A 24884-nucleotide genomic window follows, 5' to 3' on the forward strand; every position below is an offset into this window, starting at 1 on the left:
TTGTTCAGATGGATGGAAGGGGTAGGCGTTGCCGGCACGCGGCGAGTGCAACGCAAGGCCGGCATCGGGTGGCCGGCGCGGCCCTCGGGCCGTCAGGCGCGATTGTAATCCAGCCCCCAGGTCTGCAAAGCCTGGGCCAGATCGGGCGGCGGCGGCGAACGGAACTCCATCGCCTGCTGCGTGACGGGATGCACGAACGCCAGCCGGAACGCATGCAGCGCCTGCCGCGACAGCCCCGCCGCGGGCGCGCCGCCATACAGCGCGTCCCCGACCAGCGGATGGCCGATCGACGCCATGTGCACGCGGATCTGGTGGGTGCGACCGGTTTCGAGCGTGCAGCGCACCGCGCAGCCGTCGGTGTGGCTGTCGAGCCGCTCGATCAGCGTGCGCGCGGTCTTGCCTGCGTGGCGCTCCAGGTCGACCACCGCCATGCGCAGCCGGTTGCGCGGATCGCGGCCGATAGGCGCATCCACCTGGCGGGCCGCCGCGCCTTCCCAGGCCTTGTGCCCCATCGCCAGGTACTGGCGCTTCACCTCGCGCGCGGCGATCAGCGCCACCATGGCGTCCATCGCGGCCCGCGTGCGCGCCACCACCATCAGGCCGCTGGTGTCGCGGTCGAGGCGGTGCACGATGCCCGCGCGCGGCAGCAGCACGGCCTTCGGGTCGAGCGCCAGCAGCCCGTTCAGCAGCGTGCCGCTCCAGTGGCCCGGCGCCGGGTGCACCACCAGGCCGGCCGGCTTGTCGATGATCCGCAGGTGCTCGTCCTCGTGGACCGTGACCAGCGCCATCGCCTCGGGCCGGAAGGCCTGGCTCTGGGGCGTAGGCCGCAGCTCGATGCGCCCCGACTGGCCCGCGCGCACCGTGGCAGAAACCTTGGTGAGCGTGCGCCCTTGCAGTTCGACGGCGCCCGCCTCAATGAGTTGCTGAAGGTAACTGCGCGAAAACTCGGGCACCAGCGCCGCCAGGGCGCGGTCGAGCCGCTGCCCGTGCTGCGCTTGGTCAATAGCGAAGGGCCGCAGCTCGCTGGGCTCCGCGAGATCGGCGCCCTCTTCAGGTTCAGGCCCTTCCGGGGGATCGGTCAGGGGGTCGGTCGATATAATTGAGGGCAACTGTTTCACGAAAGCCGTATGTGATGTTTCGCGCCAAATTATCGGTCCCTGCCTGGATCGCGCTCAGCGCGGCGGCCCTTCTCGTCGCCGGTTGCGGTTCCACCACCAAGGAAGACAAGACCGCGAACTGGAGCCCCAACCGCATCTACTCGGAAGCCAAGGACGAAGTCGGCTCCGGCGCCTACGACAAGGCAGTGCCGCTGTACGAGAAGCTCGAAGGCCGTGCCGCCGGCACGCCGCTGGCCCAGCAGGCCCAGCTCGAAAAGGCCTACGCCCAGCACAAGGCCGGCGAAAAGGCCAACGCCATCGCCACGCTCGACCGCTTCATGAAGCTGCACCCGGCCAGCCCGGCGTTCGATTACGCGCTCTACCTGAAGGGCGTGATCAACTTCAACGACGACCTGGGCATGTTCGCGTTCCTGACGCGCCAGGACCTGTCCGAGCGCGACCAGAAGGCCGCCAAGGAATCGTTCGAATCCTTCCGCGACCTCGTGACGCGCTTCCCCGAGTCGCGCTACGCGCCCGACGCGCGCCAGCGCATGAACTACATCGTGAACTCGCTCGCGCAGTACGAAGTTCATGTGGCGCGCTATTACTACTCCCGTGGCGCCTACCTGGCGGCCATCAACCGGGCACAGATCGCGCTGTCCGACTACCGCGAAGTGCCGGCGCTCGAAGAAGCCCTGTACATCATGGTGAAGTCGTACGACGCACTCGGCATGAAGGACCTGCGCGACGACGCACAGCGCGTGCTGACCACCAACTACCCGCAGAGCACCTACCTGGCGAACGGCTTCAAGGGCAGCACCGACCCCTGGTGGAAGCTCTGGTAATCCAGCGCCCCCCGATAGATATCAGTAAGGTTTCCTGAGCGCGTCGATCGCGCTCTCGAAATCCGCTTCGGTTTCCAGCCGGCGCATCGGCGGCAACGCCGCCAGCAGCCGCCGGCCATAGCCCATCGCCACGAGGCGCGTGTCGCAGATCGCGAGCACGCCGCTGTCGGTTTCACGGCGGATGAGGCGCCCCGCCCCCTGTTTCAATGCCACGGCCGCTTCGGGCAGCGAGTAGTCGCTGAACGAGCTGCGCCCCTGCGCTTCGAGCCGCTGCGAGCGGGCCTCCACGAGCGGATCGTTGGGCGGCGGGAACGGCAGCTTGTCGATCACCACGAACTGCAGCGCGTCGCCCGGCGCATCGAAGCCTTCCCAGAACGACGCCGACGCGACCAGCACGCAGCCCACGCGCCCGTTGCTCGCGCCTTCGCGGAAGCGGTCCATGAGCACGCGCTTGGGCAGCTCGCCCTGCACCAGCACCTCGGGCCGCGCCTCCGTCTGAAGCAGTTCGAACTGCTGGCGCATCGCGTCGCCGATGGTGCGCAGCGCGCGCAGCGTGGTGGTCAGCACGAGCGTGCGCCCGCCGAGTTCGGCGGCGCCGTGCGCGGCCAGCTTGGCCACCTGCTGGCTGTGCGTGGGATCGTTGGGCTTCGGAAAGGCCCGCGGCACGTAGATCGCTGCCTGCGAGGCGTAGTCGAACGGACTTTGCACACGCAGCACTTCGGCATCGCGCAGGCCGCAGGGTTCGGTGAACCAGCGCAGCGTCGGGTCGTCACCCAGCGTGGCGGAGGTGAAGACCCAGGCGCGGCGGCTGTCTTCCTGCGGAGGCGGCGGGACGGCGCCGTGCTCCGGGTCTTCCTCGTCGTCGCCGTAGGGCAAGTCGGACTCCACGGGCTCGTCGGCCAGCTTGAGCACCCGCTTGCGCATCGCATCGGCGATGTCGAGCGGCGACTCGATCAGCCGCAGCTGCGTGCCGACATCGACCCAGCGCACCGAGTCGAGTTCGCACGGCTGCGCGAAACGCGCCGTGCGCTTGGCGAGCTGGCGCGCGCGCTCGTGCAGGCGCACGAAGTCGGGCGAGATTTCGCTCACCGTGTCCAGCCCGTCGGCGGCCAGCACGAAGGCGTCCTGCAGGTCGTCGAGCGCGCCCTGCCAGGCTTCGGCATTCACGCCGTCGGGGGCCGGGCCGATCCAGCGCAGCTTGGCGCCCGGCCATTGCTTGCCGACCACCAGCCGCAGCTCGCGCGCCGCGCGTTCCACGCCCGCCACCAGCTGCTGCCAGTCGACCAGCCCGCGCGCATGCTGCAGGCCCGCGCCGAGCATGTCGCGCGCGAAGTCGAGCGCCTGCCCGCTGCCGAGCTGTGCGCCCAGGAACTGCACGCCGGTTTCGTTGAGCTGGTGCGCCTCGTCGAACACGACGACGCTCACGGTCGGCAGCAGCTCGGCCATGCCTGTCTCGCGCACCGCGAGGTCGGCAAAGAACAGGTGGTGGTTGATGACCACGATGTCGGCCGCCAGCGCCTCGCGCCGCGCCAGGTTGACGTGGCAGGCCTTGAACTGCGGGCATTGCGCGCCCAGGCAGTTCTCGCGCGTGGAGGTGATCAGCGGGATCAGTGGCGAACGTTCGTCGAGCCCCGGCAGCTCTGCGAGGTCGCCGGTGCGCGTGGCTTTCGACCACTGCTCGATCTTTGCCAGCGTGCGCAGGCTGCCGCGCTCGGGCAGCGAGGCGTCGTGGCGCGCCATGTCGAGCCGATGCAGGCACAGGTAGCTGCCCCGCCCTTTCAGCAGCGCCGTACGTATCGGCAGCGCGAAGGCCTCGACAAGGCGCGGCAGGTCGCGGCCGAACAGCTGGTCCTGCAGGGTCTTGGTGGCGGTCGAGAGCAGCACGCGCTCGCCGCTCAGCAGCGCCGGCACGAGGTACGAGAAGGTCTTGCCCACGCCCGTGCCGGCCTCGACCACGAGCATGCCGCCGTCGGAAATGGTGCGGGCCACGGCCATCGCCATCTCGGTCTGGCCGCCGCGTTCGCGGAACTGCTCGGCGGCCTGCGACAGCACCCCGTCCTGCGCGAACGCATCGCGCACCTGGTTTTCGAGCGGCGACGTCACGCCGGTTCTTTCGGGTCGAGCGCGTTCTCGAGCTGGGCGATCTGGTCGCGCAGGGCGAGGCGGCGCTTTTTCAGGCGGCGCATCAGCAGTTCGTCCTGCGGCGTGCCGTCTTCCGAGAGCCGGTCGATGGTGGCGTCGAGGTCGGCATGCGCAATGCGCAGCTCGATCAGCTGACGGGAAAGGGAATGAAGATTGGAGTCCAACGGTGGGGGTGCGCGTGCCGCATGGGGCCGCGCGTGTTCATTCGATAATACGTCCTGACACGAACCCCAGAGAAGACAGAAAGCGCGCCTCTGGCGCCCCAGCGCTCATGACCCAAGGCTTTCGACTCGCCGCCGCCACCGGCCTCCACAAGGGGGATCGCCCCTACCAGCAGGACCAGGTGCTGTTGATGAGCCACCCTCGCACGCCGGGCTGCGTGCTCGGTGTCATCGCCGACGGCATGGGCGGACGCAGCGGCGGGCGCAAGGCGTCCGACCAGGTGCTCATGACCGCGCGCCAGCTCTTCACCCGCTACAGCCCCGAGCGCGACGACCCCGCCGTCGTGCTGCGCCAGCTGCTCGAAGACGCCCACACGGTGATCAAGCTCACGGCGCTGTCGAGCGAGCAGGAGCCGCACAGTACGCTGGCCGCCTTCCTGATGACCCCCAAGGGCGACTGCGCCTGGATTCATGCGGGCGACTCGCGCATCTATCACTTCAACGACGGCGCGCTGGTCAAGCGCACGCGCGACCATTCGTACGTGCAGGCGCTGGTCGATCGCGGCCAGATCAGCGAGGCCGAGGCCAACATCCATCCGCAGGGCAACATCCTGCTGGGCTGCCTGGGCATGACGACCACGCCGCCGCCCGTCGATCCGCACCACATCGCCAAGCTGCAGCCGGGCGACCTGCTGATGGCCTGCAGCGACGGCCTGTGGCACTACTTCTCGCCCGAGGAACTGGCCAGCGTGCTGTACGCGCAGCCGCCGCGCGACGCAGTGGAAATCCTGGTGGGAGAAGCGCGGCGCCGTGCGCGCGGCACGGGCGACAACATCTCGATCGCGGTGCTCAAGCTCGACAGGCTGCCCGCGGCGGCCTGAGCGCCCGCCCTCTTTCAAGGATCAGGGCGAGGAAGCCGCCGGTGCTGGCGGCAACGGCGCACCGCGCGGCTTGGTGCGCTCGGCGTTCTGGCGCTCGCGGTTGGCACGGTGTTCGGCGGCCCGCTTCTGCTTGTCCTCGAAGCGCGTGGTCGCGGCCGGCGCTTCGGCGCGGCGCTGCGCCGCCTTGGCCTGCTCGTCGGCATGGGCCTTCTGCTTGTTCTCGAACTGGCGCTGGCGTGCGTCCGCATCGGCCGCCGTCGCGGCGCGGCTTGCCGCGTGGTCGGCAGCACGCTGCTCGCGTGCCTTCTGGTCTTCCTGCGACTTCTCGCGCTGCTCGCGCGAATCCTGTGGGCGCTGGGTGGCAGCCTTCTGGTCGAGCTTCTGCAGCTCGGCCGCGCCGCTGCGCTGACGCTGGATGTCGTTGATCGCGGTTTCCTGCCGCTTGATGTGGTCGGTTTCCTTGCGACGGCGGCTGCGGCTTTCGCGCAGGCAGTCTTCGACCGCGAACTTCTTGTAGCAGGCCGCGCGCTCCTTCGCGTAGCGCGACTCGATGACCTCGCGCTCGGCCGCCAGGCGGCTGCGTTCGGCTTCGAGGTCGGCGTTGCCCGCCGCCGCATTGGACTGGGCCCACAGCGGCAGGCTGGCCAAGGCCAGGAACAGGGCAAGAGCGGTTTTTTTCATGTGAGTCGGGTGTCGACGATGCGGCGTTCCAGGGCGAGGAATTCGCTCGACTGCATTTCGGTGAGCCGGGACACCGTGCGCGGAAACTCGTGCGCCAGCGGCCCCTCGGTGTACAACGCCTCGGGCGGAACCTCGGCCGACATGATGAGCTTGCAGCGCCGGTCGTACAAGACATCGACCAGCCAGGTGAAACGGCGTGCTTCCGAGGCCATGCGCACCGGCATGTGCGGCACGTCGGACAGCAGCACGGTGTGGAACTGGCTCGCGATCTCGAGGTAGTCGTTCTGCGAGCGCGGACCGCCGCACAGCGTCTTGAAGTCGAACCACACCACGCCGCCGGCCTTGCGCAGTGCACGGATCTCGCGCTGCTCGATGTGCAGGATCGGGTTCTCGTCCGCCGTCTCGGCCAGCTTGTCGAAGGCGTGGCGCATTTCCTTCTCGGCCGCCGCGTCGTTCGGCGTGAGGTACATGCGCAGCTGCTCCAGCGTGCGGCGCCGGTAGTCGGTGCCGTTGTCCACGCTCAGCACTTCGAGCTTCTGGTTGAGCAGTGCAATGGCGGGCAGGATGCGGTCGCGGTGCAGGCCGCCAGGGTACAGGTCGTCGGGCTTGAAGTTCGAGGTGGTGACAAAGCCCACGCCGTTGTCGAACAGCGCCACGAGCAGCCGGTGCAGGATCATCGCGTCGGTGATGTCCGCGACGTGGAACTCGTCGAAGCAGATCAGCTTGTAGCGCTTGGAGATGCGCAGCCCCAGCTCGTCGAGCGGGTTCACGGTGCCCTGCAGGTCGCGCAGCTCGCGGTGCACTTCGCGCATGAACTCGTGGAAGTGCAGGCGCGTCTTGCGCCGCAACGGCACGGCGTTGAAGAACAGGTCCATCAGGAAGCTCTTGCCGCGCCCCACGCCGCCGTACATGTAGACGCCGCGCGGCAGCTCCGGACGGTTGATGAGCTTCTTCAGCGCATTGGAGCGCCGGGCCTTGTACTCGCCCCACTCGGTGGCGCAGCGGTCGAGCGCCTCGACGGCCGCGAGTTGTGCGGGATCGCTCTTGAACCCGCGTGCCGCGAGTTCCGCTTCGTAAGCCTGTTTGACGCTCAAGGGATCGGATCGCTTCAAAAATGGAGAGCCCCGACCGCCCCGCGAGGGTCGATCGGGGCCGGGTTCGCTCAAGAACCGGAGATCAGAAGTTGAGCGTGCGCTTATCCACGGCCAGGGCCGCTTCCTTGGTGGCTTCCGACAGCGACGGGTGCGCATGGCAGATGCGCGCGATGTCTTCGGCACTGGCCTTGAACTCCATCGCCACCACGGCTTCGGAGATCAGCTCGCTGGCCTGCGGGCCCACGATGTGCACGCCCAGGATCTCGTCCGTGGCGGCGTCGGCCAGGAACTTGACCATGCCGGTCGTGTCGCCCAGCGCGCGTGCGCGGCCGTTCGCCAGGAACGGGAAGGTGCCGGCCTTGTAGGCGCGGCCCGCGGCCTTGAGCTGCTGCTCGGTCTGGCCGACCCATGCGATCTCGGGGCTGGTGTAGATCACCCACGGCACGGTGTTGAAGTTCACGTGGCCATGCTGGCCCGCGATGCGCTCCGCCACGGCCACGCCTTCTTCCTCGGCCTTGTGCGCCAGCATCGGGCCGCGCACCACGTCGCCGATGGCCCACACGTTGGGCAGGCTGGTCTTGCAGTCGTCGTCCACGGCGATGGCGCCGCGCTCGTCGAGCTTCAGGCCCACGGCTTCGGCGTTCAGGCCGATGGTGTTGGGCACGCGACCGATCGAGACGATCAGCTTGTCGACTTCCAGCGTCTGGGCTTCGCCCTTGGCGTTGGTCCAGGCGACGCTCACGCCCTTCTTCGACGACTTGATCTCACCGACCTTGACGCCGAGTTCGATCTTGAGCTTCTGCTTGTCGAAGGCCTTCTTGGCTTCCTTGGCGATCTGCTCGTCCACGGCGCCCAGGAAGGTCGGCAGTGCTTCGAGCACCGTGACCTCGGCACCGAGGCGGCGCCACACCGAGCCCATTTCGAGGCCGATGACGCCCGAGCCGATCAGGCCCAGCTTCTTGGGCACCGCGCCGATGCGCAGCGCGCCGTCGTTCGAGAGGATGTTTTCCTCGTCGAACGGCGTGCCCGGCAGCGCGCGGGCGTTGGAGCCCGTGGCGATGATGATGTGCTTGCCGCTGATCGATTCTTCAGCGGCGCCTGCCACCTTGATCTCGTAGCCGGCGTCGTCCGCCTTCACGAACGAACCGCGGCCGTGGAAGAAGCTGATCTTGTTCTTCTTGAACAGGTACAGGATGCCGTCGTTGTTCTGCTTCACGACCTGGTCCTTGCGGGCCAGCATCTTGTCGATGTCCAGGCCGAGGCCTTCGACCTTGATGCCGTGGTCCGCGAAGTGGTGACCGGCCTGCTCGAAGTGCTCCGACGATTGCAGCAGCGCCTTCGAGGGGATGCAGCCGACATTGGTGCAGGTGCCGCCCGGTGCGGGGCCGCCCTTGCCGTTTTTCCACTCGTCGATGCAGGCCACGTTGAAGCCGAGCTGCGCAGCGCGGATCGCCGCGATGTAGCCGCCAGGACCGCCGCCGATGACGACGACGTCGAATTGCTTGTTTGCCATCTGGTTCTTGCTCCCCGGATCAGATGTCGAACAGCAGGCGCGACGGATCTTCCAGCGCTTCCTTCATGGCGACCAGGCCCAGCACGGCTTCGCGGCCGTCGATGATGCGGTGGTCGTAGCTCATGGCGAGGTAGTTCATCGGGCGAACGACGATCTGGCCGTTTTCGACCACGGCGCGGTCCTTGGTGGCGTGCACGCCCAGGATGGCCGACTGGGGCGGGTTGATGATCGGGGTCGAGAGCATCGAGCCGAAGGTGCCGCCGTTCGAGATCGAGAACGTGCCGCCGGTCATTTCTTCGATGCCCAGCTTGCCGTCTTGTGCCTTCTTGCCGTACTCGGCGATCTTCTTCTCGATGTCGGCGAAGCTCATCTGGTCTGCATTGCGCAGGATGGGCACCACCAGGCCGCGCGGCGAACCAACGGCAATGCCGATGTCGAAGTAGCCGTGGTACAGGATGTCGTTGCCGTCGACCGAGGCGTTGAGCACCGGGTACTTCTTCAGCGCGTGCACCGCGGCCTTCACGAAGAAGCTCATGAAGCCGAGCTTCACGCCGTGTTCCTTGGTGAACGCGTCCTGGAACTTCTTGCGCAGGTCCATGACCGGGGCCATGTTCACTTCGTTGAAGGTGGTCAGGATGGCGTTGGTCGATTGCGACTGGATCAGGCGCTCGGCGATGCGGGCGCGCAGGCGGCTCATCGGCACGCGCTGTTCCGGACGCTCGCCCAGGTCAGGCGCGGCGGGCGCAGCCACCTGTTGCAACGCGGGCTTGGCAGCCGGTGCGGCGATGGTGGCGGCAGGCTTGGCGCCGGCAGCCACGGCGCCGAGCACGTCGCCCTTGGTCACGCGGCCGTCCTTGCCCGTGCCGGCCACGTCGCTGGTCTTCAGGTTGTTGTCCGCCAGCAGCTTGGCAGCGGCGGGCATGGCGACGTCGGCCTTCGAACCACCGGTAGCGGCGGCTGCCGCTGCGGGAGCAGCAGCGGCCGGTGCGGCGGCGGGGGCTGCTGCAGCAGCGGGTGCCGCGGCGGCGGCCTTGCCGTCGGTGTCGATCTTGGCGATCAGCTGCTCGGCCACCACGGTGGCGCCGTCGGGCTGAACGATCTCGACCAGCACGCCGGCCGAGGGTGCCGGCACTTCGAGCACGACCTTGTCGGTTTCGATCTCGATCAGGATTTCATCGACGGCGACGGCTTCGCCGGCTTTCTTCTTCCACGTGAGCATGGTGGCCTCGGCCACGGATTCGGAAAGCTGGGGGACTTTGACTTCTACGATAGACATTTGGAGTGAGCTCCGTTTTGTTCTTGAGGGTGTTCGTGTGAAAAGGGACGGTTCTTACTTGGTCAGCACGAAGCCCTTGAGCTTGCCAAATGCGCCATCGACCAGCGCCTTCTGCTGTTCCTGGTGCAGGTGCGAGTAGCCGACGGCCGGCGATGCCGAGGCGGCACGGCCGGAGTAGCCGAGCTTCTGGCCTTCCTGCATGTTTTCGTGGATGTAGTGCTGCACGAAGAACCAGGCGCCCTGGTTCTGCGGCTCGTCCTGGCACCACACGATGTCCACGAGGTTGGGGTACTTCTTGACCTCGGCGGCGAACGCCTTGTGCGGGAACGGGTAGAGCTGCTCGACGCGGATGATCGCCACGTCGTCGCTGCCCTGCTCTTCGCGCTTCTTGGCCAGGTCGTAGTAGACCTTGCCCGAGCAGGCGATCAGGCGCTTGACCTTCTCGGCCTTCAAGCCCTTGCTGTCGGGAATGACCGTCTGGAAGCTGCCCTTGGTGAACTCGGACAGCGGCGAGGTCGCGTCCTTGTTGCGCAGCAGCGACTTGGGCGTGAGGATGATCAGCGGCTTGCGCAGGTTGCGCACCATCTGGCGGCGCAGGATGTGGAAGATCTGGCTGGCCGTGGTGGGCTGCACCACCTGCATGTTGGTGTCGGCGCTCAGCTGCATGAAGCGCTCCAAGCGGGCCGAGCTGTGCTCGGGGCCCTGGCCTTCGTAGCCGTGCGGCAGCATCATCGTGATGCCGTTGACGCGGCCCCACTTCACTTCGCCCGAGGCGATGAACTGGTCGATCACCACTTGCGCACCGTTCACAAAGTCGCCGAACTGGGCTTCCCAGATGACGAGCGTGTTGGGGTCGTTCGAGGCGTAGCCGTATTCGAAGGCCAGCACGGCTTCTTCGGACAGGATCGAGTCGATGACGACGAACGGGGCCTGGTTCTCGGCCACGTTCTGCAGCGGCGTGTAGGTGCCGGTGTCGAACTTCTCGCGGTTCTGGTCGTGCAGCACGGCGTGGCGGTGCGTGAACGTGCCGCGGCCCGAGTCTTCACCCGACAGGCGCACCGGGTAGCCGCTGGCCACCAGCGAGGCGAAGGCCATATGCTCGCCCATGCCCCAGTCGACGTTGACGTCGCCACGGCCCATGGCGGCGCGGTCGTCCAGCACCTTCTTCACGAGCGGGTGCACGGTGAAGTTCTCGGGTGCCTTGGTGATGCGTTCGGCCAGGCGCTTCCACTCGGCGGAGGGAATGGCGGTGTCGCCGGCGTCGGTCCACTTCTTGTTGAGGTACGGGCTCCAGTCGACGGCGTACTTGCTCTTGAAGTTGGTGAGCACGGGGTCGACGGTGTTCTTGCCTTCGTCGAAGGCGGCGCGCTGCGCCTTGACCATGTCGTCACCGAGCGTGTCGCCCAGGCCTTGCGCGGCCAGCTTGTCGGCGTACAGCTTGCGCGTGCCGGGGTGGGCCGCGATCTTCTTGTACATCAGCGGCTGGGTGAGCGACGGCGTGTCCTGCTCGTTGTGGCCCAGCTTGCGGAAGCAGATGATGTCGACGACCACGTCCTTCTGGAATTCCATGCGGAAATCAAGAGCGAACTGGGTGGCGAGCACCACGGCTTCGGGGTCGTCGCCGTTCACGTGCAGCACCGGCGCTTCGATCATCTTGACGATGTCCGAGCAGTACAGCGTCGAGCGGCTGTCGCGCGGGTCGCTGGTGGTGAAGCCGATCTGGTTGTTGATCACGATGTGCACCGTGCCGCCGGTGGAATAACCACGGGTTTCGGCCAGTGCCAGCGTTTCCATCACGACGCCCTGGCCTGCGAAGGCGGCATCGCCGTGCACGATCACGGGCAGCACCTGCTTGCCCAGCGGGTCGCCGCGGCGGTCCATGCGGGCGCGCACCGAGCCTTCGACCACGGGGTTCACGATTTCCAGGTGCGAGGGGTTGAACGCCAGGCTCAGGTGGACCGGGCCGCCGGGGGTGGTCACGTCCGAGCTGAAGCCCTGGTGGTACTTGACGTCGCCGCTGGGCAGGTCTTCGGGGGCGGTGTGGTCGAACTCGGCGAACAGGTCGGCGGGCATCTTGCCCAGCGAGTTCACCAGCACGTTCAGGCGGCCGCGGTGGGCCATGCCGATCACGATTTCCTGCACGCCCTTGACGCCGGCCTGGTTGATCAGCTCGTCCATCGCGACGATGAAGCTTTCGCCGCCTTCGAGCGAGAAGCGCTTCTGGCCGACGTACTTGGTGTGCAGGAAACGCTCGAGGCCTTCGGCGGCCGTCAGGCGATTCAGCACGTGCTTCTTCTGCTCGGCGCTGAGCTTCGGGTTCGTGCGGGCGCTTTCGAGCTTCTGCTGCCACCAGCGCTTGTGGTTCTGATCGGTGGTGTACATGTACTCGGCACCCATCGTGCCGCAGTACGTTTCACGCAGGGCATTGAGCAGGTCGCGCAGCGACATGGTCTCTTTGCCGAAGAAGGTGTTGCTGGTGTTGAACACCGTCTCGAGGTCGGCGTCGGCAAAACCGTAGAACGAGGGCTCGAGTTCCGGAATGGCGGGACGCTCGGCGCGCTTGAGCGGGTCGAGGTCGGCCCAGCGGGCGCCGACGTTGCGGTAGGCGGCAATCAGCTGCTGGACTGCCGTGCGCTTGCGGCCGAGTTCGGAGTCGGCGCCGCTGGCCTGCACGACACGGGTCGTGCCCTGCTTGGCCAGTTCGGCGAAGGCGTTGATGACCGGCAGGTGGGGGACGTCGCGGGCGCTGGTGCCGTCGGCGGCGGGAACGTTCTGCAGGGCGTCGAAGTACGTGCGCCAGTTGTCGGGAACGCTGCCGGGGTTGGCGAGGTAGTTTTCGTACATCTCCTCGACATAGGGCGCATTGCCGCCGAAGAGGTAGGTATTGCCTTGATAGGCGGTGTACGCCGTGGGCGTAGAGGAATCGCTCATGATCCGCTGACCTTCGCTTCCCTGGAGGAAGCACGAGTTGGTTAAGAAACCTTCCGCGACACGGCTGGACCGATTGGCGGATGCGACTGTGGCTGGGGAAGGGCCTGAGTACCTTGGCATTGTGCCACGTCAACCATATGACGACAGAACGCGGCTGCGCAAGGCCCGCAACCCTACCCCGATTCGCGCCTGCGGTCAGGTGGCGGACAGTAACTGTTTGATCTGCTGCAGCGTGGCCGGATCGTCGATGGTGGTCAGGTCGCCCGGGTCGCGCTGCTCGCAGACGGCCTGGATCGCCCGGCGCAGCAGCTTGCCGCTGCGGGTCTTGGGCAGGCCGCTCACGAAGCGCACGCGCGCAGGCCGCGCCAGGGCGCCGAGTTGGTCGGCCACAACCTTCATGATTTCGCCCTCGAGCTTGAGCGCCGCGTCGGCATCGGTCACGGCCAGGCCGTCCTTCGGCACGACGAAGGCCATCGCCACCTGCCCCTTGAGCGTGTCGGCCACGCCGACCACCGCCACCTCGGCCACGTTGGCATGGCCCGAGATGCTCTCCTCGATCTCGCGGGTGCCCAGGCGGTGGCCGGCGACGTTGATCACGTCGTCGGTGCGGCCCAGGATGTAGAAGTAGCCGTCGGCGTCACGGATGCCCCAGTCGAAGGTCGAATAGACCATCTTGCCCGGCACGCTCTTCCAGTACGTATTGACAAAGCGCGCATCGTCCTTCCACACGGTCTGCATGAAGCCGGGCGGCGTTGGGCCCTCGACCACGACCACGCCCTTCTCGTTCGCGCCGGTGAGTTCCTCGCCGGTCGACTCGTGCAGGATCTTGATGCGGTAGCCGTACATCGGCACGCCGGGGCTGCCGAACTTGCTGGGCTTGGCTTCCACGCCGTTGGCGATGGTGATCATCGGCCAGCCCGACTCGGTCTGCCAGTAGTTGTCGATGATCGGCACGCCCAGGCCGTCGCTGATCCAGCGCGCGGTCGGTTCGTCCAGCGGCTCGCCGGCCAGGAACAGCGCGCGCAGGGTCGACAGGTCGTACTTCTTGAGAAGCGCCGGGTCTTGTTTCTTGAGCACGCGCACGGCGGTGGGCGCGCTGAACATCACGGTCACCTTGTACTTCTCGACCAGGCGCCACCAGATGCCGCCGTCGGGCTGCTGGTCGATGCCCTGCGTGGGCAGGCCCTCGTACATGATGGTCGCCATGCCCGCGATCAGCGGGCCGTAGACGATGTAGCTGTGACCCACCACCCAGCCGATGTCGCTGGTCGAAAAGTAGGTTTCGCCGGGCCGGCCGTCGAAGATGTGCTTCATGCTCGCGGCCAGCGCCACGGCGTAGCCGCCCACGTCGCGCTGCACGCCCTTGGGCTTGCCGGTGGTGCCGCTCGTGTAGATCGTGTAGCTGATGTCGGTCGAGGCCAGCCAGGTGCAGGGCACCTGTGCATCCAGGTGCTTGTGCCTCAGCTCGCCCGCCAGATGGTCGCGGCCGGCCACCAGCGTCATCGGCGCCAGGCCGCGGTCGGTCAGCAGCACGGCCTCGGGCTTGTGCTTCGACAGGCGGATGGCTTCGTCGAGCAGCGGCTTGTACGCGATGACCTTGCCGCCGCGCGAACCGGCGTCGGCGCTCACGACCACCTTGGGCTCGGCGTCCTCGATGCGGGTGGCCAGCGAGCCGCTGGCGAAGCCGCCGAACACCACGCAGTGGATGGCCCCGATGCGCGCGCAGGCCAGCATCGCGAAGGCGGCCTCGGGAATCATCGGCATGTAGATGAGCACGCGGTCGCCCTTGCCCACGCCCAGTTCGACGAGGCTGGCGGCAGTGCGCTGCACCTCGGCATGCAGCTCGGCGAAGCTGTAGCTTTTCTCGGTGCCGGTCTCGGTCGACACGAAGATCAGCGCCGGCTGGTCGCCCCGATCGGCCAGGTGCCGGTCGACGGCGTTGTGGCACAGGTTGGTGGTGCCACCGACGAACCAGCGCGCAAACGGCGGCTGGCTGGCGTCGAGGATCTGCTGCGCGGGTGTGTGCCAGTCGATCAACTTCGCCTGCTCGGCCCAGAAGGCCTCGGGCGCGTCGACGGACTGGCGGTAGAACTCTTCATAGCGGCTCATCGGGATCTGTCTCCTGTTTTATGGATGCCGTTCCGGACTCACGCCGAAACTGAATTCATAATTATGGGAACCGATCTTGCGGGAAGCTGACAGCCGCGGCAATCCGGGCGGCCCCCTTGCCGAGCCACCCCTCGACAGCAGTTCAGTAGATCAGCGGATCAGCGCCTGCAGGTCGCGGAACGCCGGGTGCTCGGCGGTGCGCAGCCACTCGAAGCCGACCATCTCGGTGGTCACGAGCTCGGCGCCAGCGCCGGCCAGGCGGTCGAAAGCGGCGTCGCGGTTGCGCTCGGTGCGCGAGCTGCAGGCGTCGGTGACGACCCACACGTCGAACTCGTCCTCGAGCAGGTCGAGCGCGGTCTGCAACAGGCAGACGTGGGCTTCGCAGCCGGCGATGACGATGGTGTTGCGCTCTTCGGCCGCGGCCGGGGGCTTCTGCAGGTGCTTGGGCAGGCTGCGGGCGTTGCCCTGCGGCGCCGCCTTGGCGGGCGGACGCAGCCATTCGCCGAGCCCCTCTTCCACGCCGCTGAAATGCATCTTGGCCAGCGTCTTGCGGCAGAAGGCGCGGATCTCGGGCAGGTTCTCGCCCAGCTTGGACGGGTTCTGCTCGGTGCCCCAGACCGGCACGTCGACCCATTGCGCCATCTGGCCCAGGCGCGCCGCGTTGCGCGCTGCCGCCTCGGCTTCGAAGATCGCCGGCATCAGCCGCGCCTGGTAATCGACCAGGACGAGTTGGGATTGCGTGGCGTCGAGCAGCATGGACTTCTTCTTTCAGGTATCGGTTGAACTGGGCTGAACCGTACCACCGAAAAGCGCGGGTTTCGCGGGATCGTCCGCCGTTGCCACAGGGGAAGATCGCTGCACCAGCTGCGCGAGGTAGGTCTTGAACAGCGCATCGGCCGACTGCCTGAACATGCGGATGCGCCCCGTGTGCTGCATCAGCAGCAGGCCGACGCCGTGCGCGAACAGCGCCGTGTTCTCCTGCTGCGCGAGGTCGGCATCGAGGCCCAACGCCAGCAGCGCTTCCTCGCAGGGGCGCAGGGCGTCGTAGAGGCGGTCGTTCAGTTCGTGGTCGAGCGCGTGCGTGAGCCCTCGGGGCCGCATGCCGTGCACCAGATAGAAGCCGAGGTCGAGGTCGCGCGGGTTCGCCGCATAGAAGTCGAACCAGGCCTGGGCCTTGGCGGCCAGGGTCTGCTCGGGCCGGACCTCGGACACCGCCACCTCGGCCACCGCGGCCTGCAGGCGCAGCAGCGACTCGTCCAGCAAGGCCGCGTAGATCGCCTCCTTGCTCTCGAAGTACGAATAGATGGCGCCCGGCGTGTAGCCGGCCTTCTTCGCGATTTCCCGGATGCTCGCGCCCTCGATGCCCGCCTCGGCGAACACCGTTCGGGCGGCGTCGAGCACCAGGGCACGGCGGGCGTCGGTGAGGGTCTGGCGGCGTTGGAGCTTGGCGTGCATGGGCGGGACTATAGCCCTCGATCTGGTCGTCGATCAATTTTTCAAACGTTGATCTACAAATTGAACAGTGTTTAAATCTTCGAGCCAACGGTCAAGAAATCCCCACGAGCCCCTGGAGACAACACGCATGAATGCCCCGCCTTCCGACGCCCTCCTCATGTCCGGCGCCGACTACCGTGAATCGCTGCGCCGCTACACGCCCACCGTGTTCGTCGACGGCCGCCGCGTCGCCAGCGTGGCCGACGAGCCCGCCTTCCAGCCGGGCATCAACGCCATCGCCCTCACCTACGACCACGCGCTGAAGTCCGAGTACGCGCCGCTCATGACCGCCGTGCAGCACACCAGCGGCAAGCGGGTGAACCGCCTTTCGCACATCAACACGAGCTCGGGCGACCTGCTCAACAAGCTCGAGGCCGTGCGACTGGTCTGCCAGGAAACCGGCTGCGCCCAGCGCTACCTGACGCACGACGCGCTCAACGCCATCGCGCAGGTGTCGGCGCGCATCGACGACGCGCGCGGCAGCACCGAGCACACCGCGCGCTTTCTCAATTACCTGCACCGCATCCAGGACCAGGACCTGACCCTGGGCGTCGCCATGACCGACGCCAAGGGCGATCGCAGCCGCCGGCCGCACGAGCAGGCGAACGTCGACAGCTACCTGCACGTGGTCGAGCGCAACGCGCGCGGCATCGTCATCTCGGGCACCAAGGCCATCGTGACCGGCGCGCCCTATGTACACGAACTGCTGGTCATGCCCTGCCGCAACATGGGCAAGGAAGACGCCGACTTCGCCGTCTGCTGCGCCGTGCCGCTCGACGCGCCCGGACTCAGCATCGTCGCGCGGCCGGCCGGTCGACCCGGCGAAAAGCTCGAGCACGGCGATGCGCTCTTCAGCCGCAAGTACGGCCAGAGCACCGGCGTGTGCATGTTCGACCGGGTGTTCGTGCCGTGGGAGCGCGTGTTCTATGCCGGCGAATGGGAGCACTCGGGCCACCTGACCTACAGCTACGCCACGCACCACCGCCACAGCTGCATCGCGGCCCGCGCCGGCTTCGGCGACCTGCTGATCGGCGCCGGTGCGCTGATGTGCGAGGCCAACGGCTTCGACCCCGGCAAGGAGAGCCACCTGCGCGAGCAGATGGTCGAGCTCATCACCATCACCGAGAGCTTCTTTGCCTGCGGCGTGGCCGCCAGCGTCTACGGCAAGGCCGACGACCACTGCGAGGTCTTCATGCCCGACCCGGTGTTCAGCAACATCGGCAAGCTGCTGCTGGCCACGAAGATCTACGACATGCACCGCATCGCGCACTACGTGAGCGGCGGCCTGATCGTCACCCTGCCCGGCCCGGACGAAGACCACAACCCCGAGACGGCGGCGCGGCTGTCCGACGTGCTGCGCGCCAACCCCGCCATTCCCTACGAACAGCGCATCGAGACGGCCCGCTTCATCGAAGACCTGACGGCCGGCTATCAGGGCGGCTGGTACAGCGTGATCAGCCTGCACGGCGGCGGCTCGCCGGCGGCGATGAAGCAGGAGATCTGGCGCAACTACCCGGTCGGCTCGAAGGTCGAGCTGGTCGAGCGGCTGCTCGAGCGCGGCATCGCGGCCGACGGCACGCCGGCCGCCGCGCCGCACGACCCGCGCCGCGCCATCACGAAGAACCGCCAGCCCGGCAAGTGCTGCGACACCGGCTGTACCGTGCCAGGACAACCCGTGATGGTCGACCTGCCAATTCCGGTGTCGCGCACCTAGACTCCGGCGGATGCAGACCCTGTCGCTCCTGCGCCACCGCCTCGCCCTGCTCCTCGGTGCCGCCTCGCTGCTGCTGCTCGCCGGCTGCGGCGGGTTGCGCGCCGCCGAGGCGCCGCTGGCCACCACGCTGGAAAAGAGCAGTTGCACCCGCAGCGCCGACACGCTGATCGTGCTGCTGCCCGGCGCCTACTCGGCACCCGAGGAGTTCGTGCGCGAAGGCTTCATCGACGCACTGAACGAGAGCCGGCTCGCGGTCGACACCCTGCGCGTCGATGCCCACATGGGCTACTACCGCAACAAGACCATCCTCGACCGGCTGGATCGGGACGTGATCGCACCGGCGCGCCGCCAGGGCTACAAGGCGATCTGGATCGCAGGCATCTCGGTCGGCGGTTTCGGCGGACTGCTGTATGCCCAAACGCACCCCGGCGACCTCGCCGGCCTGGTCGTGCTGGCGCCCTACCTGGGCGAACGCGTGCTGAGCCAGGACATCGCCAATGCCGGCGGCGTGGCGCGCTGGCGCGGCCCGCTCGAAGCGCCACCCGGCAGCGACCCACGCACGCCCAGCGACACGCAACTGTGGCAATGGCTGCGCGGCTACGTCGGCCACACCCGCACCTTCGGCGACCGGCCGCCGCTGTACCTGGGCTACGCGCTCGACGACCGCTTCGCCTTCAGCCACCGGCTGCTGGCCGGGGCGCTGCCGGCGGAACGCGTGGTCACGACCGAGGGCGGGCACGACTGGCCCGAGTGGCGGCGGCTCTGGCGCCGCCTCCTGCCGACGCTGCCGCTGCCGGGCTGCCCGGGCTGAGGCGTCGGTCAGTTCGGCCGCAGGCGCAGCAGCTTGCCGTCGGACTCGTCGGTGAGCACATAGAGCAGGCCGTCGGGCCCCTGCTTCACGTCGCGGATGCGGGCCCGGCCGTCGGCCAGCAGCTTGTGCTCGGCGACGACCTTGTCGTCCTTCAGTTCGATGCGGTCGAGATAGCCGAACTTCAGCGAGCCCACGAACAGGTTGCCCTTCCAGCCGGCGCCATAGCGGTCGCTGGTGAGGAAGGCCATGCCCGAGGGCGCGATCGACGGCACCCAGTAGTGCAGCGGCTGTTCCATGCCGTCCTTGCGGGTGATGCCCTCGCCGATCTTGCCGCCGCCGTAGTTCTCGCCATAAGTGATGACCGGCCAGCCGTGGTTGACGCCGGCACGCGGGATGTTGATCTCGTCGCCGCCCTGCGGGCCGTGCTCCGTCATCCAGAAGCGGCCATCGGGCGCGAGCGTCGCGCCCTGGCTGTTGCGATGGCCGTAGCTCCAGATCTCGGGCAGCGCACCCGGCTTGCCGACGAAGGGGTTGTCTTTCGGCACGCTGCCGTCCTTGGCGATGCGCACCACCTTGCCGTGGTGGTTGTCGAGCGTCTGCGCGTCTTCCTTGCGGCTGAAGCGGTCGCCGAGCGTGAGGAAGAGGTTGCCGTCGCGGGCCTCGACGATGCGGCAGCCGAAGTGCGCGCGGCTCGCGACCTTGGGCTTCTGGCTGAAGATGACCTTCAATGCTTCCAGCGCCGTGCCGTCGGCCGACAGGCGGGCGCGTGCGAGCGCGGTGCTGTTGGCCGATCCGCCGGCCGCCTCGGGTTCCGAATAACAAAAGTACAGGGTGCGGTTCTGCGCGAAGCCGCTGTCGGCCAGCACGTCGAGCAGCCCGCCCTGCCCGCCCGCCGCGATGGGCGGCAGGCCCTGGATCGGCGTGCCCAGCTTGCCGTCGGCCGCCACCAACCGCAGGCGGCCGGGCTTCTCGGTAACCACGAAACGGCCCTCCGGCAGGAAGGCGACGCCCCAGGGGTTTTCAAGACCGGAAGCGACGGTTTCGGCACGCACCTGCGCCATGGCCGCGCCAGCCAGGCCACAACCCGCGAGCACCAAGAGGCTCCCCAGGGAGCGAAGAAAGGAACGATTTCGCAAGTTCATGAAGATTTCCTGAATTTGAGGATGTCTTGACAACAAATGGAATGCATATGTCGACTTTTAATACTTCGAAGTCATATCAGCCGAGGTGTTTACATTCGAATCCTTATGCCGCATAAACGTTCACCGTTACATTTTTTCTTCCGCCGGATCGAAAAAATCCATGTAAATCAATGGTTTACGCACGCATTCAACAATTCAGATTAAATTGACATAACTGCGCGTCATCAATATCCTACGCGCCATGCGTTTTTTCGTCCTACCCGTATCCCTCCTGTTCGCCGTGGCCGTCCACGCCGCCCCCCCTCAACAGGATCGATCGGATGAGATGGACCGAATCCTTGCCGAACGCGGCCTGGTCGGCCAGTTCCATCAGGTTCGCCAGACCGTCGCAGAGCGCACGTCCGACCTCGTCGTGACCGCCATCGGGTTCCTCGGCGTCCCCTACCGCCGTGGCGGCAACACCGCCGAATCCGGCTTCGATTGCAGCGGCTTCGTCCGCGCCATGTACAACCAAACGGTGGGCCACGTGCTCCCGCGCCGTGCCGAAGAACAGGCCGCCGCCACCGAGAAGATCGACCGCAGCCAGCTCAAGCCCGGCGACCTCGTGTTCTTCAACACCATGCGCCGCACCTTCAGCCACGTCGGCATCTACGTCGGCGAAGGCAAGTTCATCCATTCCCCCCGCTCCGGTGCCCAGGTCCGTGTCGAAGACATGAACGGCAGCTACTGGCAGCGCCGCTTCGACGGCGCCCGCCGCGTGCTCAGCGGCCAGGGCGACGAGGTCAAGGCAGCGGCCATGGGCACCGCCAGCGACTGATTCGATTTCCCCGAATCCCGGACGAAAAAAATCCCGCCGCGGCGGGATTTTTTGTGGGCGCTCGATCGGCGCCATAGGGCGCCGTAGCGCCTATCGATCAGGCCGCCTTCTTCGCCGGCGGCAGGTCGGTACACGTACCGTGCGCCACTTCCGCCGCCATGCCGATGCTTTCGCCCAGCGTCGGGTGCGGGTGGATGGTCTTGCCGATGTCGATCTCGTCCGCGCCCATCTCGATGGCCAGCGCGATCTCGCCGATCATGTCGCCGGCATGCGTGCCGACGATGCCGCCACCCAGGATGCGGTGCGTCTCGGCGTCGAACAGCAGCTTGGTGAAGCCTTCGTCGCGGCCGTTGGCAATGGCGCGGCCCGATGCGGTCCACGGGAAGTGGCCCTTCTTGACCTTGATGCCTTCGGCCTTGGCCTGGTCTTCCGTGAGACCGACCCATGCCACTTCGGGGTCGGTGTAGGCCACGCTGGGGATCACGCGGGCGTTGAAGGCGGCGCTGGACAGCTCCTTGTCGCCCTTCTGCTCGCCGGCGATCACTTCGGCCGCCACATGCGCCTCGTGCACCGCCTTGTGCGCCAGCATGGGCTGGCCCACGATGTCGCCGATCGCGAAGATGTGCGGCACGTTGGTGCGCATCTGGATGTCGACCGGAATGAAGCCGCGGTCGCTCACCGTGATGCCGGCCTTCTCGGCACCGATCTTCTTGCCGTTGGGGCTGCGGCCCACGGCCTGCAGCACGAGGTCGTACACCTGCGGTTCCTTCGGCGCGTTCTCGCCCTCGAAGGTGACCTTGATGCCTTCCTTCGTGGCTTCGGCGCCGACCGTCTTGGTCTTGAGCATGATGTTGTCGAAGCGCGGCGCGTTCATCTTCTGCCAGACCTTCACGAGGTCGCGGTCGGCGCCCTGCATGAGGCCGTCGAGCATCTCGACCACGTCGAGGCGCGCGCCCAGCGTCGAGTACACGGTGCCCATCTCGAGGCCGATGATGCCGCCGCCCAGCACCAGCATGCGCTTGGGGTCGGTGCCCATTTCGAGCGCGCCGGTCGAGTCGACCACGCGCGGGTCCTTCGGCATGAAGGGCAGGCTGACCGACTGCGAGCCGGCCGCGATGATCGCGTTGCGGAACTTGACGGTCTGCTTCTTGCCCGTGGTGTCCCAGCTCGTGCCGGAGGTCTCTTCGACTTCCAGGTGGTACGGGTCGATGAAGTTGCCGACGCCGCGCAGCACCGTCACCTTGCGCATCTTGGCCATGGCCGTGAGGCCGCCGGTGAGCTTGCCCACCACCTTGTTCTTGTGGCCGAGCAGCTTGGCGCGGTCGACCGTGGGCGCGGCGAAGCTCACGCCCAGGTCGGCGAAGTGCTTCACCTCGTCCATGACGGAAGCGACGTGCAGCAGCGCCTTCGAGGGAATGCAGCCGACGTTCAGGCACACGCCGCCGAGGGTGGCGTAGCGTTCGATCAGCACGACCTTCAGGCCGAGGTCGGCCGCGCGGAAGGCGGCCGAGTAGCCGCCGGGGCCAGCGCCGAGCACGACCACGTCGCACTCGACATCGACCTTGCCGCCGTAGCTGGATGCCGCCACGGGCGCTGCCGCGGCGGGGGCCGGTGCAGCCGCCTTGGGCGCGGGCGCAGCTGCCGCCGCAGGTGCGGGCGCTGCAGCAGCCGGCGCAGGCGCAGCAGCCCCGTCGACCTCGAGCGTCAGCACGACCGAGCCTTCCTTGACCTTGTCGCCCACCTTCACGGCCAGCGACTTCACCACGCCGGCGGCCGAGGACGGAATTTCCATCGAAGCCTTGTCCGATTCGACCGTGATGAGCGACTGCTCGGCCTTGACCGTGTCGCCGACGTTGACCAGCACCTCGATCACCGCGACTTCGTCGAAGTCGCCGATGTCCGGCACCTTGATGTGTTGTTCGCTCATTTGGACACTTTCAGTTTGAGTGTGAGAACGTCGGCCGGCAGGGCCGAATTGCGATCGAATTCGCAGGCGGCGGCGATGCCCGCCTCCGCCACGTCGCGCGCTGTGCGCGACTTGTTGTCATAGGCCGCGTGCATGGCGCCGAGCGCAAAGCTGCGTCCCGAGCCGATGGCCCAGTACTGCTTGAACTCGAACACCTCGCGGTAGCTGTAGATGCCGTAGATGCCACTCGGGTTGGCCAGCAGCATGGTGAACTGGCTGGACTCGTAGGGCTCGTGCTCGTCTTCCTTGGTCTGCATGAAGAACGAGTCCTTCAGCACCGGATGCAGCAGCGTGAAGGTGTGGAACACCTCGTGCTTGCTGCCGAACTGCAGCGCCTCGCGCGGCTGGGCCGCCAGCGCATGCTGGAGCACCAGCTGGTGCGCGGCGGCGCCCGCCACCGCGAACAGGCTCTGGCCCGCGGCATCCTCGACGGTGAAGATCTTCTGGTTCGCTTCGGCGTTGTGCGACATGCGCGTGTCGCCGAAGGTCACCAGCGAATCGGCCGCCATCGTGACCTGGCCACCCTTTCGGACGGCCACAACCGTGGTCATAGCAGGATGCGACGGTAGTCTGCGAGCACTTGCCCCAGGTAGGCGTTGAAACGCGCAGCCAGGGCGCCATCGATCACGCGGTGGTCGTACGACAGCGACAGCGGCAGCGTGAGACGCGGCACGAACTGCTTGCCGTCCCACACCGGCTTCATCTGGCCCTTGGAGAGGCCGAGGATGGCCACTTCGGGGGCGTTGATGATGGGCGTGAAGTGCGTACCGCCGATGCCGCCGAGCGAGCTGATCGAGAAGCAGCCGCCCTGCATGTCGGCCGAGCCGAGCTTGCCGTCGCGCGCCTTCTTGGCGAGTTCGCCCATCTCGGCGCTGATCTGCAGGATGCCCTTCTTGTCGGCGTCTTTCAGCACCGGCACCACGAGCCCGTTGGGCGTGTCGGCCGCGAAGCCGATGTTGTAGTACTGCTTGTAGACGAGCTGGTCGCCGTCCAGGCTGGTGTTGAAGTCGGGGAATTTCTTCAGCGCCGCGACCACCGCCTTGATCACGAAGGCGAGCATCGTCACCTTGATGCCCGACTTCTCATTCTCCTTGTTGGTGGAGACGCGGAAGGCCTCGAGCTCGGTGATGTCGGCTTCGTCGTTGTTGGTGACGTGCGGGATCATCACCCAGTTGCGGTGCAGGTTCGCGCCGCTGAGCTTCTTGATGCGCGACAGGTCCTTGCGCTCGACGGTGCCGAACTTCGTGAAGTCGACCTTGGGCCACGGGATGAGGCCCAGCGCCGCGCCGTCGCCACCACCACCGGCCGGCGCCTTGGCCGCCGAGGCCTTGGTGCTGGCCTGGCCGCTCATCACGGCCTTGGTGAAGTTCTGGACGTCTTCCTGCGTGATGCGGCCCTTGAGACCGGACCCCTTGACCTCTTCGAGCGGCACGCCGAGTTCGCGCGCGAACTTGCGCACCGAGGGCGAGGCGTGCGGCAGGCTGCCGGTGGGGGCCGACGTCGGCTGGTGGGCCGGGGCGGCTGCAGCAGGTGCTGCGGCGGCCGGCGCAGGTGCGCTGGCGGTTGCTGCGGCGGGCGCGGCAGCCGCAGCCTGTGCCGGCGCGGGTGCTGGTGCCGCGGCACCTGCGGCGCCTTCGAGCACCGCGATCAGATCGCCGATGTTGACGGTGTCGCCGACCTTGACCTTGAGTTCCTTCAGCACGCCGGCAGCCGACGACGGGATTTCCATCGAGGCCTTGTCCGACTCCACCGTGATGAGCGACTGCTCGGCGGCGATGGTGTCACCCACCTTCACCAGCAGCTCGATGACCGCGACGTCCTTGAAGTCGCCGATGTCCGGCACCTTGATGTCGACCGGGCCCGAGGCCGCCGGTGCGGCTGCGGCGGGCGCAGGCGCGGCAACCGCCGCAGCGGGTGCCGCGGCAGCAGGCGCAGCGGCCGGCGCCGGGGCGGCGGCAGCCGCGCCCTCGGCCTCGACCACCAGCACCACCGAGCCTTCCTTGACCTTGTCGCCCACGGCGACCTTGATTTCCTTGACCACACCGGCCGTGGACGACGGGATTTCCATCGACGCCTTGTCCGATTCGACCGTGATGAGCGACTGTTCGGCCTTGACCGTGTCGCCCACCTTCACGAGCACCTCGATCACCGCGACTTCATCGAAATCGCCGATGTCCGGCACCTTCACTTCCACTGCTGCCATATCGTTG

20 protein-coding genes are annotated in these 24884 nt (G+C 67.2%); 5 read left to right on the plus strand and 15 right to left on the minus strand.

Annotated features, from left to right (window positions below; translation table 11 throughout):
* Positions 1-92: 92 nt before the first annotated feature.
* Positions 93-1109 carry an RluA family pseudouridine synthase gene (locus ACAM42_RS20065; protein ID WP_369632789.1) on the minus strand — a complete coding sequence of 339 codons (1017 nt, stop codon included), beginning with the start codon at positions 1107-1109 and terminating at the stop codon, positions 93-95.
* Positions 1110-1132: 23 nt separating this feature from the next.
* Between ACAM42_RS20065 and ACAM42_RS20070 the strand changes: the two genes are divergently transcribed.
* Entirely contained in the window at positions 1133-1942 is an 810-nt protein-coding gene (locus ACAM42_RS20070; protein ID WP_070061014.1) for an outer membrane protein assembly factor BamD, read from the plus strand.
* A gap of 21 nt (positions 1943-1963) precedes the next feature.
* On the opposite strand, the gene ACAM42_RS20075 is transcribed toward ACAM42_RS20070, so the two are convergent.
* Both ACAM42_RS20075 and ACAM42_RS20080 read right to left on the minus strand, forming a co-directional pair.
* Positions 1964-4045: an ATP-dependent DNA helicase gene (locus ACAM42_RS20075; protein ID WP_369629131.1), complete on the minus strand. Its 2082-nt coding sequence runs from the start codon at positions 4043-4045 to the stop codon at positions 1964-1966.
* Positions 4042-4248 (minus strand): YdcH family protein, encoded by a 207-nt coding sequence (locus ACAM42_RS20080; protein WP_062481953.1) that lies wholly within the window; start codon positions 4246-4248, stop codon positions 4042-4044. The genes ACAM42_RS20075 and ACAM42_RS20080 overlap by 4 nt, the downstream gene beginning before the upstream one ends.
* 107 nt (positions 4249-4355) lie before the next feature.
* Between ACAM42_RS20080 and ACAM42_RS20085 the strand changes: the two genes are divergently transcribed.
* Positions 4356-5126, plus strand: coding sequence for a PP2C family serine/threonine-protein phosphatase (locus ACAM42_RS20085; protein WP_369629132.1), 771 nt, complete (start codon positions 4356-4358; stop codon positions 5124-5126).
* 21 nt (positions 5127-5147) lie between these two features.
* Here ACAM42_RS20085 and ACAM42_RS20090 read toward each other — a convergent pair whose 3' ends face one another.
* The 8 genes from ACAM42_RS20090 to ACAM42_RS20125 form a co-directional block, all read right to left on the minus strand.
* A complete protein-coding gene (locus ACAM42_RS20090) occupies positions 5148-5807 on the minus strand; it encodes a hypothetical protein (RefSeq protein WP_070061017.1) in 660 nt (219 codons plus the stop codon).
* Positions 5804-6901 carry a cell division protein ZapE gene (gene zapE / locus ACAM42_RS20095; RefSeq protein WP_062480826.1) on the minus strand — a complete coding sequence of 366 codons (1098 nt, stop codon included), beginning with the start codon at positions 6899-6901 and terminating at the stop codon, positions 5804-5806. The genes ACAM42_RS20090 and zapE overlap by 4 nt, the downstream gene beginning before the upstream one ends.
* A gap of 82 nt (positions 6902-6983) precedes the next feature.
* On the minus strand, positions 6984-8414 hold the full coding sequence (lpdA, locus tag ACAM42_RS20100) for a dihydrolipoyl dehydrogenase (RefSeq protein WP_307635581.1): 1431 nt from the start codon (positions 8412-8414) through the stop codon (positions 6984-6986).
* A gap of 19 nt (positions 8415-8433) precedes the next feature.
* A complete protein-coding gene (gene odhB, locus ACAM42_RS20105) occupies positions 8434-9690 on the minus strand; it encodes a 2-oxoglutarate dehydrogenase complex dihydrolipoyllysine-residue succinyltransferase (RefSeq protein ID WP_070061019.1) in 1257 nt (418 codons plus the stop codon).
* 54 nt (positions 9691-9744) lie between these two features.
* Complete coding sequence (locus ACAM42_RS20110) at positions 9745-12621, minus strand: 2-oxoglutarate dehydrogenase E1 component (RefSeq protein WP_062480820.1); 2877 nt, start codon at positions 12619-12621, stop codon at positions 9745-9747.
* A gap of 195 nt (positions 12622-12816) precedes the next feature.
* A complete protein-coding gene (locus ACAM42_RS20115) occupies positions 12817-14730 on the minus strand; it encodes a propionate--CoA ligase (RefSeq protein ID WP_369629133.1) in 1914 nt (637 codons plus the stop codon).
* 150 nt (positions 14731-14880) lie between these two features.
* On the minus strand, positions 14881-15486 hold the full coding sequence (locus tag ACAM42_RS20120) for an isochorismatase family protein (RefSeq protein WP_369629134.1): 606 nt from the start codon (positions 15484-15486) through the stop codon (positions 14881-14883).
* A gap of 12 nt (positions 15487-15498) precedes the next feature.
* Positions 15499-16185: a TetR/AcrR family transcriptional regulator gene (locus ACAM42_RS20125; RefSeq protein ID WP_369629135.1), complete on the minus strand. Its 687-nt coding sequence runs from the start codon at positions 16183-16185 to the stop codon at positions 15499-15501.
* A 127-nt stretch (positions 16186-16312) separates the two neighbouring features.
* Here ACAM42_RS20125 and ACAM42_RS20130 point away from each other — a divergent pair, with 127 nt between their 5' ends.
* A complete protein-coding gene (locus ACAM42_RS20130) occupies positions 16313-17938 on the plus strand; it encodes a 4-hydroxyphenylacetate 3-hydroxylase family protein (protein ID WP_369629136.1) in 1626 nt (541 codons plus the stop codon).
* Between the two features lie 10 nt (positions 17939-17948).
* On the plus strand, positions 17949-18749 hold the full coding sequence (locus tag ACAM42_RS20135) for an alpha/beta hydrolase (protein WP_369629137.1): 801 nt from the start codon (positions 17949-17951) through the stop codon (positions 18747-18749).
* 8 nt (positions 18750-18757) lie between these two features.
* On the opposite strand, the gene ACAM42_RS20140 is transcribed toward ACAM42_RS20135, so the two are convergent.
* Positions 18758-19810: a PQQ-dependent sugar dehydrogenase gene (locus ACAM42_RS20140; RefSeq protein ID WP_369632790.1), complete on the minus strand. Its 1053-nt coding sequence runs from the start codon at positions 19808-19810 to the stop codon at positions 18758-18760.
* A gap of 322 nt (positions 19811-20132) precedes the next feature.
* On the opposite strand from ACAM42_RS20140, the gene ACAM42_RS20145 reads away from it, so the two are divergent.
* Complete coding sequence (locus tag ACAM42_RS20145) at positions 20133-20708, plus strand: C40 family peptidase (protein WP_062480809.1); 576 nt, start codon at positions 20133-20135, stop codon at positions 20706-20708.
* Positions 20709-20805: 97 nt separating this feature from the next.
* Here ACAM42_RS20145 and lpdA (ACAM42_RS20150) read toward each other — a convergent pair whose 3' ends face one another.
* From lpdA (ACAM42_RS20150) to aceF, 3 genes are read right to left on the minus strand one after another with little or no spacing between them, the layout of a single operon-like run.
* Complete coding sequence (lpdA, locus tag ACAM42_RS20150; protein WP_369629138.1) at positions 20806-22635, minus strand: dihydrolipoyl dehydrogenase; 1830 nt, start codon at positions 22633-22635, stop codon at positions 20806-20808.
* Positions 22632-23225, minus strand: a complete 594-nt coding sequence (locus ACAM42_RS20155) for an MFS transporter (RefSeq protein ID WP_369629139.1) — start codon at positions 23223-23225, stop codon at positions 22632-22634. The genes lpdA (ACAM42_RS20150) and ACAM42_RS20155 overlap by 4 nt, the downstream gene beginning before the upstream one ends.
* Positions 23222-24877 (minus strand): dihydrolipoyllysine-residue acetyltransferase, encoded by a 1656-nt coding sequence (gene aceF / locus ACAM42_RS20160; RefSeq protein ID WP_369629140.1) that lies wholly within the window; start codon positions 24875-24877, stop codon positions 23222-23224. Before aceF ends, ACAM42_RS20155 begins: the two co-directional genes overlap by 4 nt.
* Positions 24878-24884: the final 7 nt, after the last annotated feature.

It is taken from the genome of Variovorax sp. V35, assembly GCF_041154465.1.
In the GTDB taxonomy this organism is placed as follows: Bacteria; Pseudomonadota; Gammaproteobacteria; order Burkholderiales; family Burkholderiaceae_C; genus Variovorax; species Variovorax boronicumulans.